The sequence below is a fragment of the Streptomyces sp. NPDC057474 genome, assembly GCF_042802555.1.
GTDB lineage: Bacteria > Actinomycetota > Actinomycetes > Streptomycetales > Streptomycetaceae > Streptomyces.
In genome coordinates, this window is record NZ_JBHVDX010000016.1 from 23997 (window position 1) to 36466 (window position 12470).

Annotated in this window: 10 protein-coding genes and 1 tRNA gene; 4 read left to right on the forward strand and 7 right to left on the reverse strand. The window is 68.3% G+C overall.

Going from position 1 to position 12470, the window contains the following annotated elements; translation table 11 throughout:
* Positions 1 to 16 precede the first annotated feature (16 nt).
* On the forward strand, positions 17 to 451 hold the full coding sequence (locus ACFU53_RS06905) for a hypothetical protein (RefSeq protein ID WP_383986831.1): 435 nt from the start codon (positions 17 to 19) through the stop codon (positions 449 to 451).
* A 343-nt stretch (positions 452 to 794) separates the two neighbouring features.
* Here the strand turns inward: ACFU53_RS06905 and ACFU53_RS06910 are convergent, their stop codons facing one another.
* Positions 795 to 1418, reverse strand: a complete 624-nt coding sequence (locus tag ACFU53_RS06910; protein ID WP_383986834.1) for a hypothetical protein — start codon at positions 1416 to 1418, stop codon at positions 795 to 797.
* Positions 1419 to 1852: 434 nt separating this feature from the next.
* The gene (locus tag ACFU53_RS06915) at positions 1853 to 2170 is read right to left on the reverse strand and encodes a hypothetical protein (protein WP_383986837.1); all 318 of its coding nucleotides are present in this window, start codon (positions 2168 to 2170) and stop codon (positions 1853 to 1855) included.
* Between the two features lie 237 nt (positions 2171 to 2407).
* On the opposite strand from ACFU53_RS06915, the gene ACFU53_RS06920 reads away from it, so the two are divergent.
* From ACFU53_RS06920 to ACFU53_RS06930, 3 genes are all read left to right on the forward strand, one after another.
* Complete coding sequence (locus tag ACFU53_RS06920; protein WP_383986840.1) at positions 2408 to 2833, forward strand: hypothetical protein; 426 nt, start codon at positions 2408 to 2410, stop codon at positions 2831 to 2833.
* A 96-nt stretch (positions 2834 to 2929) separates the two neighbouring features.
* A complete protein-coding gene (locus ACFU53_RS06925; RefSeq protein WP_383986843.1) occupies positions 2930 to 3175 on the forward strand; it encodes a hypothetical protein in 246 nt (81 codons plus the stop codon).
* Positions 3176 to 3587: 412 nt separating this feature from the next.
* A tRNA-OTHER gene (locus ACFU53_RS06930) sits at positions 3588 to 3674 on the forward strand.
* Here the strand turns inward: ACFU53_RS06930 and ACFU53_RS06935 are convergent.
* The 5 genes from ACFU53_RS06935 to ACFU53_RS06955 form a co-directional block, all read right to left on the reverse strand.
* Positions 3636 to 4505, reverse strand: a complete 870-nt coding sequence (locus tag ACFU53_RS06935; protein ID WP_383986846.1) for a site-specific integrase — start codon at positions 4503 to 4505, stop codon at positions 3636 to 3638. The two genes, ACFU53_RS06930 and ACFU53_RS06935, sit on opposite strands and share 39 nt — an antisense overlap.
* A 252-nt stretch (positions 4506 to 4757) precedes the next feature.
* A complete protein-coding gene (locus tag ACFU53_RS06940; protein WP_383986848.1) occupies positions 4758 to 5891 on the reverse strand; it encodes a hypothetical protein in 1134 nt (377 codons plus the stop codon).
* An 87-nt stretch (positions 5892 to 5978) separates the two neighbouring features.
* The gene (gene fxlM / locus ACFU53_RS06945; RefSeq protein WP_383986851.1) at positions 5979 to 8060 is read right to left on the reverse strand and encodes a methyltransferase, FxLD system; all 2082 of its coding nucleotides are present in this window, start codon (positions 8058 to 8060) and stop codon (positions 5979 to 5981) included.
* A gap of 24 nt (positions 8061 to 8084) precedes the next feature.
* Complete coding sequence (locus ACFU53_RS06950) at positions 8085 to 9350, reverse strand: lanthionine synthetase C family protein (protein ID WP_383986854.1); 1266 nt, start codon at positions 9348 to 9350, stop codon at positions 8085 to 8087.
* Positions 9347 to 12292 (reverse strand): lantibiotic dehydratase, encoded by a 2946-nt coding sequence (locus tag ACFU53_RS06955; RefSeq protein WP_383986857.1) that lies wholly within the window; start codon positions 12290 to 12292, stop codon positions 9347 to 9349. Before ACFU53_RS06955 ends, ACFU53_RS06950 begins: the two co-directional genes overlap by 4 nt.
* Positions 12293 to 12470 lie beyond the last annotated feature (178 nt).

The following is a 12470-nucleotide window of genomic DNA, read 5'->3' on the forward strand; positions in this document are numbered from 1 at the left end:
CCATTAGCGTGGCCCTATGACAGAGGCAGGGAAGGCCACGCGGAGGCTCAGACAGCTGAACGAGCTGACAGATATGTACGACTTCCTGGACGAAGTCAGGCTGCGTCCGGGCATGTGGGTGCGAGGCGGGTCGCTCCTGCACCTGGAGTCCATGCTGATCGGTTACACAGCGGCCCTTGGGGTCCATGGCCTCGACGAGGACTGCAACCTTCGTGCCGGGAGCCAAGGGCCGTTCGCCCAGTGGCTGTGGAGCCGCCTAGGGATGGCATACCCCAGCTCACTGGGTTGGGCGGTCGAGATCGAACGCAGGGCAGAGCAGACCGACGTGCCTGCCCTGGAGATGTTCTTCGAGCTACTGGACGAGTTCCGCGCCACAGGCCACGGTGCCCACCAGGTGAATCCAGCCGGACAAGCATCCACCGAGGCTGAACAGCCCCAACAGTCCGACTGAGTTACAACTTTCTCTACTGGTTCAAGCCCCGGCTGCGCTCCGCTCCGCCGGGCGCGCTTCCCGGCTCTGGCCGCGCCCGCGCTCCTGCCTTCGGCCCGCTCGGCGCCGCCGACGCCGACGCGCGCCCTGGTTAGGGTTGGCTGGCGGCATGTGGTCAGAACACGTCGTGGCTGGGGCGGTCGGCTCCACGACTTTAGGCAGCCACTTTGGGGCGAGCCTCGAAGATCATGGCCCCAACGTCGTGCTTTACGGGCAGGTCCACTGACTGCCCGACTCGCCATGAGCTTACGGGGCCATGATCACTCGCCCCAAAGCAGCTCCAGCCCAAAGTCGCTCCGCCGACCTATCGATTGACAGCCTCCAGAACGGTCGCCACCACTGCAGCGATAGCTGAAGCCATGCCCAGCACTGCCGGAAGCGCTTCACGGCGCATCATTCGGTCTGAGGAAGACGGCTCCGGAGTCTCATTGATCACTTTTGTGTCAATGAAGTAATGCTCCACAGATAGCCGGGGCTTGCCCTCAGTGATCAGGGAGAGAGTCACAGACTGCCCGGCAGGCATCAGTTCGGGGCCGTACTTGACTTGGCTTCCGCTCACTTCGAATGCGCTGACCGTAGGGCTATCCAGTAGCACGACTAGGCGACCCAAGTCGAACTTGATCGGTCGCCCCTGGTCGTAGTGCTCACTCGCTACTGCATGACGCCCCGTGCTCCGCAAGCGGAGCTTGACGACGTGTGGATCCCGTAGATGCTCTCCGTTGTAGTTGACCGTAAGAGCTCCGGGGAGGGCATGCGCGTCGCCAGCCAAAAGTCTGGAAATGTCCATCCTGTACGAGATGGCACGATTTGCCGGGAAAAGCGCTCGCCGGGCGTAGAGAACGCCCACCACGCCAGCAACCAAGGCGACAAGTGCAATGATGATCGTTAGGAGGTTGAACCCTCGTCCATCAAGCCAGTCCGCAGCCATGAAGCCCCCTCCAACGCTCACGCAACACCCTCTCGCTCGCCCGTCTCTGACGGCCCATCGTTCATCCTGCCATCCTCTTGCGAAGTCCCACTCGCGTGCCAGAGCAGGCGGGGACCAGCGGGAAATGACGGGGACGCACAGAACCCCACAGGCCACCGCTTTGCCAGCTCAGCCCACCAGCGGATACGCGATCTTCCAGACTGGCGACGGCCCCGAACGGAGTCTCGGGGCCGTCGTCGGGCCGTCGAAGGGTGCTCAACAACAACCAACGCTAACAACCGCCGACAGCTAAGTCGCAGTTCACAGCGTTGATCGTTCATGTAATTGCAGGCCAGAGACCCGGCTCTTCACTTCTTCGGCTACTGATCGCACTCGACGGCCCTTGACTCGCCCATTGAGACTCCACTGACCTGACGTCGGCGCGGATGGAGACCTCAGATTGCGCTGGGTATGTACCTCGGTGCGACAAGCTCGGCCAGCACCCGCAGTCGTGCGTAGTAGTCCCTGCAGTACTCGTCATCGATCAGGGGCAAGACCTTGTCGAGGTCCGTGATGCACGCCCAGAGGATCGCGACTTCGTCATGATCCAGCCCGCCGCTCAGCTCTCCCATGACCAGACCCGCAACGCTTGAATCAAGCAGGACCAGCTCCACGCCTGCGATGTCCACACCGCGGAAGCGGCCGGGGAACGGCGCGCGCCGGTGCTCCTCCCACAGTGGGCGGAGCCGGTCGTTCAAGTCTGGCTTACCCATGCTCTGATTCTCTCCAGGCGGTGACTCGTTCGAAAGCGGGGTCCAGCTGTACACAGCGAAGTACAGCAACCGGTGCGACCGCAGCCGACCATCACTGCACGTATGCGGCCGGCTGGTCAGCCCAGCAAGCCTCAGCGACCGCCGCGCCCGTAGTTCGCATCGAGAAGCGCGCACGTCGAGGATGGATTGACTCAGTAAGCGCTACGCCGATGTCTTCAATCTGCTAAACCAGTGGTCATGGACGAGGGATTGGCAGCCTTGATCGCGGGAGTAGCAAGCTTAATCGGCGGCCTCGCGGGAGCTCGCATGGGCAGTAAAGCAACAATCGCCTCAGCTCGCTACAAGGGGCGACAGGAGGCATACCATGCCCTCACAACAGCACTAAACCAGTTTCGCCATTCCCTTGAAGCCAACGACTTTACCCAAGCAAGCTTTGAGGCGGCCGACCGGAGAGTCCACGACGTCGTCAACGATGTCTCGCGAGAAGGCCCTCCGAAGGTGGCCAAGATTGCAAAGGACATCCGCCTACGCTGCCTGGAGATCAGGCAGGAAGTCGAAGGCGGGAATCTTGGCTCTCTCGATCAACGGGTTGCAGCGTGGCGAGCACGGATCTTGCCACTTCGGGATGATCTAGACGAGGCCATCTTCAAGCATGGTATCTGACGCGCCATGCCAACGCCGTGGATGATCGCAGCTTCCCAAGCTGATGGCTTGGTGCCCGGCCTTGACCCGATCGGGCGGTGCTGATCGGCTGAGCCCATGGCTACGGACCCCAGCGAGTACGACAAGGCAATGCCGATCGTGGCAGCCCATCTCGCGAAGATCGAGCGAGCGGTTGACCGGACCCTTGCCTCATATGCGGGGCAGCCGTTCACGGCGGTCCATCAGGCACTTGCCGAAGCACTGGAAGACGAGGGCGCTCAACGAGTCGTGCCCCAGGTCGTCGAGGAGTTGGCACGCCAGATCTCTGGTGCATCGACCGAGCCAAGAGGAGCGGCGGGGTGAGTGTCTAACTCCGTGACAACGCCGACGAGCAACGGCAGACGCCCGTGAACGTCAGCAGACCATCAGCACAGCTCAGAGCCACACCAGACCAAGGCAGCGCCCCCACCCAAGTTGCTTCGGGACGAAGTGGTCGCTCCGTTAGGGTGCGCCGCATGATCAACGAGCCCCCGACCTGTCCCGCATGCAGCCAGCCAATGAAATCTGGTGGCCTGGTGCTCACCGAACGGGAGGACGACGGCCGGCGGACCTGCCGGTCGCTGTGGCGGTGTGCCGATCGGCATATCTGGTGGAGCTGGGCAGACCGGCCGGATGAGCCACTGGAGGTCTGCCCGGTCCCAGGGCTGTTCCGCTGACATCCAACGTTGACATCAACGAGCACGGACGGCGGCGACAACCAGCGGCCATATGCGGCGCCAGTGCGCGAGGCGAGTCCCCACCACGCCGCGCTCGGATCGAACTCCTAAAGCGGGTGTCGCAGGTTCGAATCCTGCCGGGGGCACAACGCATTACCGCTCTGACCTGGGGTTTCCCCCCCAGGGAGGGCTCCTACTCGGCCTCGGACTTCTCGTCCGGGGCCGTTTGCGTGAGCGGACGGAGAGTTGATCTCCCGAATACCGCCCAACGGATCAGCATCACCCGGCACGGACTCCGGGCCGGGATGCTCCGCGTCGTCGGGCTCGGCCTCCGCTTCGGGGGCGGTGTTTTCGGAGGTGGCGCGGGCGCGCGGTACGAGCCGGGCTGCGGCCTCGGCGATCGCCAGGTCCGCTTCGGGGAGCAGGCTCGTGTACGTGTCGGCCGTGATGGTGATCGAGGAGTGGCCGAGCATCTCCTGGATATCCTTCAGGTCAGCCCCGGCCGCGTGGGCGAGCGTCGCGGCACCATGGCGGAGATCGTGGAGCCGGACCGGCGGGAGGCCGATCTCCTCATACAGTTCGATGAACCGCCGTGTGACGTTGGCTGGGTGGAGCAGCTCACCGTTCTCCTTGGTGAAGACGCGTCCGGTCTCCACCCAGGCGCTCCCCCACTCCTTGCGGTCCTTGTCCTGCTGGGCACGGTGCCGCTTGAGAGCCTGAACCGTGTCGGAGTCCAACGCGATGGTGCGGGCGCCGGCGTCGGTCTTGGGGTCGTCCTCGTACACCTCCCAGCCGTCCACGACGAGTTGCTTGGCGACGGTGATGAGACCGGCGCCCAGGTTGGTGTCGGTCCACTTCTGCCCGCACGCCTCACCCCGTCGCAGTCCGCGAAACGCGATCAGGTGGAACAGCGCGTACAGGCGGTCCTCCGCGACGTGGTCGAGGAAGAGGCCGGTGTGCTCCGGTGTCCAGACCATCACTGACGAGGGCTTTTCGCCGGTGCTCTTCCAGTGAAGGATGCGTTCCTCGGTCCATACGAGGGCCTTGGGTCGCTTGCCCGCATCCAGCACACCGGCCGAAGCTCAGCACCCAACCGCCGCGCCGAAGCCGCCCGCCAACAATCGACCATGGCAGGCTCGATCCCCACTCAGCAGACCGGAAACAGTCGGCTCCCCTCGGTGGCTCCATCGCCTACCAAACAGCAGCACGGACAGCGCCGATAGACACCGTCAGAACCGCAGGGGTTGCGTTCCTCCGGGATCGGAGGAACGCACGACGCTTTCCCGGATCACGCTATCGCTGGCGCGCAGGGCCGCCGTCAGTTCTCCTCGCAGTTCGTCTGGGAGGATCCCAACACCGAGGGCGCAGGCGCGCACCAGCGCGCGGCATTCCTGCACTTGCCGGTCCGTGGCGATCTCGGTGAAAAGAGGATGCGCCAGGTTCTCGCGGGCCGCGTAGCCGTCTTGGGCGTCCGTCGTCTTGCGGTGGAGGTGCTCGACGATGCGGCGCGCGGCGGGCGCCTCGGCCGAGCCGATCGCGTCGAGAACGGTAAGGCCGAGCCGGATGTCGAAGATGGTCATTCCTGGTTCCGTCTTACGCTCAAGGAAAGCGGCTGTCAGGTCTGTCAGGTGGCCGTCGATCGGCTGCCCAGCGTCGCGGCGGCACAGCACGGTCAGGCAGGCCGTGACGGCTTGCTCCCAGGGATCGCCAGGCATTGTGTCGGCAAGGAGGACAGCAGCCCACGCTGTGTCACCTGCAGCGAGAGCGGCGACTACGGCGACTTGGCGCCCGTCGAGCATCCTTTTGCCTACACCGCGGTGAGCTTCGATGTGTGCCTTGGCCTCAGCCCAACGTCCCGTGGTGGTGAGGGTGCGCGTGCCGTCGGCGAGGAGCACGCGCCACAGCCACGCGCGGACCTCATGGCGGTCCTCGTCGGTCACAGTGAGGTCCGCCGGTACGGCGACACCCTCGAACTGGGCGGCTGCGCCCGCCTCGACCGCCCCATACAGGTCGAGCAATCGTTGACGTCCCTCGTCTGCGCGGCCGGCGCGGATCTGGAGGCGGGCGAGGTTGACCACCGGTTCCAACCCTCGGATCGCGCTCATGCCGGGCAGGAGGCAGGCGTGGAGGTAGGCGGCGGCGTGCTGGCGGCACATCTCGCGGGCGAGGTCGGGAAGGCCGAGATCGGAGGCGATGAGCGCGGCCTGGTTGTAGACCGCCGATGCGAGCCCTTGATCGCTCTTCTTCACCGCCGTGTCAGCCAGTTCCACGAGGCCGCGTACGCGCTCAGGCAGCGGCAAGCAGGCGGGTCGGAATCGGGCGACGAGCGGAAAGCGCTGGGCTATGGGTCCGTGCGGGTCCATGGGTCCCCCGGGGCGTAAGTGAGGACTGCGGAGCGACGGTGCCCGCCAGCCGTACGCCGACGGGCACCGTCCACTACACGTGGGGCGTCACTGCCAGTCGACGACGATGCGGTTCAGAGGAGTGTCGAGAGCGAAGAGGCCGGGGCGCTGCTCGATGGCCGGGGCGTCAAGGGACTGGATCTCGAACGTCGCCTCACGGTCGCGGTACTCGCGGTCCCAGGTCCGGATGGCGTCGGCAACCTTCGCGGCCAGCTCGTCGCTGCCGGGGCCGTGGCCGATGATGCCGAACTCCCAGAGCTTGCCACCGTCGGGAGTCTTCTCCGTCGACAGACGCCGGGCGAGGTAGGTGACGGCGCCCTTGTCGACAGTCGCGGTCGAGGAGGGGTAGGGGTCCTCGGTGAGCAGAGTGCCCTTGGCACCCTGGGGGAACAGCATGCGGATCAGGCCGGAGGGGAGGGAGCAGGTGAGGAACAGTTCCATCCACTCCGGCGACTCCATGGCGCGGACCATCATGCCGGTCCACTCCTCGGTGCGCGGCTGGTCCAGGACGCCGGCGAGGACCTCGGCGTCGATGCTCTGTCCAGCGGGGGCTTGCAGTCGGACGGTGCCGTCCGCGCTGAGCGGGACGGCGCGACGGTCGTCGTCGGCGATGCCCCTCCGGAGAGGCATGAACGTATTCATTTCGCTGCTGACGGACATCCATCGGCCGTCGCGCTGCTCGTAGGCGATAGAGCGGGAGACGGTGCCCTTGAGGCGCTGGGGGACGAGGAGCCGGCCGCCGGGCGCGAGCTGCTGCAGCCAGACGTGCGGTACGCCGTGCGCGCCGACAGTGGCGATGATCCGGTCGTACGGCGCTCCTTCGACGTAGCCGAGGGCCCCGTCTCGGGTCACGGCCTCGACGTTGGTGATACCGGCGGCGGCAAGGTGCGCCCGAGCGCCCTCCACCAGGTCGTCGTCGACGTCGAGGGTGGTCACGTGTCCGCGCTCGCCGACCAGGTGGGCGAGCAGGCCGGCGTTGTAGCCGGTGCCGGCGCCGAGTTCGAGGATGCACTCCCCGGGCTGGGCGTCGAGCTGGTCCAGCATGAGGGCGACGACGCCCGGCTGGGAGGCGCAGGAGATCGACGTGCCGTCAGTGTCGTACTTGATGTGCACCGGCGCGTTGGCGTAGGCGTCTTCGAGCGACGCATCCGGCACGAACACGTGGCGGGGCACGGTACGCAACGCAGTCTCGACGGCTGGAGTGCGGGCGTGTCCGTCCGCAAGGAGCTGGTCGACCAGGGCGTTACGGAGGCGCTCGGCGTCCGCTGTGGGGGTGGTGATCGTGTCGGTGTTCACCGCGCTGACGCTATCGGTGTCAGCCTCTGCCTCGCTGGTCAACGCGGTGTTGTCGCTCGTTCCCATGACTACCTCTCGTGCGATGTTGGACATAGCGCTCTGGTCACCCCGGAGGAGACCGGCGCGGTTGGAATGGAAGATCACGTGGTGGGCAAGGACGGCTCGCAGACCGCGAGTGAGGGCGCCTTGATTGGCGAGGGAAGCCAGCGTGGCGCCCGCTCCCTCGAAGGCGGACACCCACCCGTCGTGCCCGGCAAGCGGGCCACTCGGTCGACACAGGCTGTGGGCGTCGACGGTCATCAGCTTGCGCATCGCAGGCGCCAGTTCGGCGGTCCGCTCGGAGGGCAGATGGCCAGTCGCCGGCCGAAGCGCGGCGACCTTCGCCCACGCATCACCCTGTTCGAACCAGTCCAGGCCGGCCGCCCGCATCATCGCGCTCGCCAGCAGTACGGCGGTTTCACGGTGCCCAAGGTTCTCCGGGGCAGGCTGATGGGTGAGCAGGTGGCGGCTGTCCTGGTGGAACAGCTCGTGAGCGACATCCATGGCGTCGGTCCCGCCGAAGGCGTCGGTCTCGGGTTCGTAGTGGCAGGGCAGCCATGACACGGCCGTGCCGTCGTCGACGAGGTCGCTCAGCAGCGCTTCGACGATGGGTGAGGGCTCGGCGGCGCGGTACCGCAGCGGCCAGGGCTGCTTGTTCATGAACCACCAGCCGGTGAGCTGCCCGTCCGCTTCGGCCGCGAGCAGGACGGGGGCGATGCGTTCGGCGATGGCGCGCTGGGCGCTCTCGCGGTCGGCGAAGGTGATGTTGTGTTGCTGCCAGCGGTCCGGGGGCATGCGGGGGTCCTTCGGTCGGCGAGGTCAGGCGATGAGCAGGCAGGCGTCCCAGGCGGATCGGGGCGGTGCGGCGGTGCTGGACGCGAGGAGGGCCAGGGCGATACCGGCTGCGCCGTCGAGGAGGCCGGGGCCGCGCTCCTCGTCCTGCATGAGCGTCGTGGCGGCGTGTACGGGGTCGGTGTCCGGCGGGTGGACTGCGGCCAGGAGTGCCGGGATCATGGCGCGGAGCTGTCCGACGGTCGAGGGGTGGGCGTCGTCGGCGGCCCGGGCTGCGACGTGGGCAAGGCCGGCGAAGCCGTGGCATAGGGCGTTGTCCGTCGTGGCCTTGAGCTGGGCGGGGTCGGTGAGGGCGGCCACGAGCGCGTTCTCGGCGTCCAGCTGACGGTTGACGTCGCCGAGGGCGAGCGCGGCGAGTTGCTGGGCGCGGGCCAGGCCGGCAGTGCCGTAGCACCAGGACGGCCTCCGTGGTGCGGACGGGGTGAGGGGTCCGGTGCGCAGCTCATCCCGGGTGACCCAGTATGGCCAGGCCGGGCCTCGGCCCGTGTCCTCCTGCCAGCGGTCCAGCCATGCCAGGATCCGACCAAGTGCTTCGTCGTGGCCGTCGACGAAGGTGCCCTGCCGGGCGGCGAGTGCCAGCAGCGCGAGCACGCCGCCGATGCCATGCGCCATGCCGCTGTTGGCGTGCCCGCCTGGGAAGTGGTCGTCCAGGCGGCCCGACGGCCCCGTGTCCGTCCACCAGCCCGGCAGTACCTCTCCGTCGTCCATGATCGGTTGCGTGAGGCGTACGCAGTAGTCGAGGACAGCGAGCAGGGCGGGGGCGCTGGGGTTGCGGCGCAGGAGGTAGGCGCCGTAGCCGGTCAGGCCCCGGATGATGTCGAACTCGGCGAGCGCCGGGAGGCGTCCGGCGTCCATGCGGCGGTGAGCGGCGTCGAGGCGCCGGTTCACATCGGCCGTCATCTGCCGGTCGAGAGTGTCAAGAGCGCGCCCATAGGCGCCGGTCAGGTGATCGGCGGCGCAGGCCAGGGCGTGCGCGAAGGCGGGCGCCCCGTAGAAGGGGTGGCTGTCGGGGCCACTGGTGAGCGGTGCGCGGGAGGCGGCGGCGAGCCAGTCGTGGGCACGCTGCCACGGCCCGAGGCCAGCCGCAGCTCGCTCGATATGCAGCAGCGCGATGCCGGGAAGGCCATGGGCGAGGTGCTGCCGACGTCCCGCTGGGCCGAGGGGGGCGCTGTAGGGGTCGACGAGCTGATCGGCGACGGCGTCGGCCAGGTCCAGCGCGGCCTGTGCGGTCACGGTGTCCTCCCTGTGGTGCGGGCGGTCCAGGCCAGGGCGGCAGCGCGGGCGAGGTAGAGGCAGACCTCTTCTTCGGGGAAGTTCACCGCGATGTGCCGTACGAAATGGACGTGCAGCAGCGAGGTCAGGACGTCATCGAAGGCGATGCCCTGCGTGTGGGGGCCTGGCAGGTGCCGCCGGTACGCGGCGAGCGCCGCATCGCGATCGGCCCACGCCGACACGATGGCCGCTCCTCCGGGGGCGCCGCGCAGCGCCGCCCAGTCGTCGCCAGGGTCGGCCAGACGTACGGCATCAGTGAACTGCGGGCGTGGTACGGACACCGGCGCTGTGGGCGGGATGTGGTCGATCAGCCAGCGCATCCCGGCTTGCGTGCTGCCGAGGAACGCGGAGGCGATAGCGACGGTGTGCGCGACCACCAGCGCGCGCTGGTGTGGGCGCCGTGGCTGGGAGAGCTGGGCCAGGATGGCGCGCGAGTCTGCCCGGAACACTTCCTCGGCCGCGTCCCATGCCGCTCCGGAGCCCCAGCGGCCCATCTCGCGATAGGAGGTGGGATAGCGCAGGTCCGCCAGCAGACCGGCTCCGCTCAGCTCGTCGGCCCACTCGCTCACCGTGCGTGCCGTCTCGGCGAATGCCTCAGGGGAGGGGAGCGCGATGCGCAACCGCAAGTGCTGCTCGGGGTCCCGGAAGCGGATGAACCACCACGGAGGGCTACCGAGCCGTTCGAGGAGATCAGGCAAGTGGCGGGAGAGCAGCGTGTCCTGGCGGCGAGCATCTCCGTACAGGGTGGCCAGTAGCACCGACGAGGCGGCCGGGGTATGCCTCTGTGCCGGGGAGAAGGCACGGGCGGGGGTGGGAACGGGCAGGGGCGGCCACGCCGGCGGCCGGGTCGCCTTGAGCGGCACGACTACCTCGTGAGCGCGACCGTCGCACCAGCCGAACGCCTCCGGTTCCGCGCCCTCGACGAGCACGGCCAGGCCCACTCGGTCGAGGTGCTGGCGCAGCAGCGTCCGGTGACCGGCCTCGTCGAGGTCGAGGTACAGACGCCGGTCGTCCTCCACGAGGTAGACCCGTCGAGGCAGCCGCCGCCGGGCCCGCCAGTCGGTGAGGGCCGAGTCCCATGCGGCACGAGGACATGCGCGGCCAGGCAGCTCGGCCGCCTCCAACCGCCAACGTGCCGGGGCGAGCACCGAGCGGCCGTACCGCACGCGCGGCAGGAACGGCATCGCCGCTGCGGCGCCCCAGTCGAACACGGTGACCTGCGCGCATTGAGCACGGGACAACTCGGCGAGGAATCGCACCAGTGGCGGAGTGTGCGTGTGCAGGCTGAGCGCGTGCATCCCGACGGCCTCGATGCGCTGACCACGCTCGGGGGCGGCCAGGTACATGCGGCGGCCGTCGCACCCCACCGCCAGGTCCGCAGGGGTTAAGACGTCGTCGGCAGGGGCTCGGTGTTCCTGGAAGCTGACCACGGTGGGCAGGACTCGCGGGCTCCGCGTGACGTGGGCGCTCTCGGCCAAAAGCGGCGGAAAGGAGAGCTGCGCGGGCACGGTGTTGCTGTCGGCGGTCGGAAGGTCAGCCAGCTCAGCGGCCAGGGCCTCACGGCCTGCGGGGGTCAGGACGCTGAGGAACCGGCCGGTGGAGACGCCAGCGCCGCGAGACACGCTCACGACCTCCAGCCGGAACCGCCCCCGCTGCAACTCGCCCACGTTGGCCGCATGGACCCGCACCCCCAGCTCCAGGTGCGGCGGCAACCGGGGCTCGTCAGGCCCTTCGTCCAGGGCGTCGATCAACTCGTCGGTGAGGACCACCTCGTCGCGGCCGTCGAGCACAGCGGCCTGCGCCAGCCGTACGAGGGCGTCATCCCGAGCGGAGACGCGAGGTCGACGGGCGCCGGGCGGGGTGCCCGGGTAGCCCTCGGGGTAGCCGGTGCCGCTGTCCGCGACGACTTCCTGGAGCGGCACCATCGTGCCGATCCCGTACCGCTCGTAAAACCGCTGGTGGTACGCGCCCCACGCCGCGGTGCCGTACGGGCGGGCACTGACTCGGATCAGGATGAGGGCGGCGCGCTCGATCTCGCGGGCGACCTCGTCCGGCAGGACGAGCTGCGCGTCCAGGTGCAGGTCGACCGCGACAGGGTGGCGGCGCAGGCCCGGCACGAGGGCCCTCATCCGCGCTGCGACGCTGTCCCGCCCATCGCGCGAAGTGCACTCCTTCAGACTGGTCCGGATCGCCCGCAGCTCGCGCACGATCTCTGCGACCGGAGGGTCGGTATCGGCGTCGGTCGCGTCGAGTTGGTCGAGCAGATACCCGAGGGCGTCGGTCTCGGTGCTCGGCGCGTGCAGGCTCGTGATCAGCACACGCCGCTGGATCAGCTCCACCAGCAGCCGGCGCACCTTCTCCGGCCCGGCCTCGGGGAACTCCGCCTGGAGCTTGTCGGCGAGCGCACCGGCCCGGATCGGCGCCCGTGTCGCGGCGAGGACTGCGCGCACGGGCCCGGTCAAGGCCAGGGATGCCTCAACCGCGCGAGCCTGATCGTCTTGGGCGTCGGATTGAAACGGCACGATGAGCCGGTCGCCGCGGCTCGTCACGGTGTTGTTGACGACCACGGGCAGTCGCTCGAGGAGGTCGGGGCAGGACTCCAACTGCTCGATGACGGCTGCCAACCACTCTGCGCCCGCATGACCGACGGCCACGTGTTCCACACCCCAGCCGGCGCGTACCTGTGGACCGAACTCAGCGGTGGTCACCCCGGCGAAGAGCCCGAACGGCGTCGCCCGGTGCTGGGAGCGCAGCAGGTAGCGGGCCACGGACAGTGACGTACGCCGGACGTCTCGCGTTGACGGCTCAGCGGCCGTGCCCACGGTCCGTACCTGCACGGCAAGGACCGGGCTGGCGTGTTCCAGGGCTTCGGCGAGGTCGCCGTTCGCCCAGACCGCGCGCAACCAGGCGACACAGGTGGCGGACCCGTTGGGAGAGCGATCGTCGAGGTCCGGAAGCGGAGGACACGGCAGTGTCGGCCGGGCAACGGCTCGTACGAGAGCGGTCGTGCCGGTTCGGAATGCTGTGAGCGGAGCAGCCACCACTACCTCCGTAGGTGAGGGACGGGCGGCTAGTGCCGCC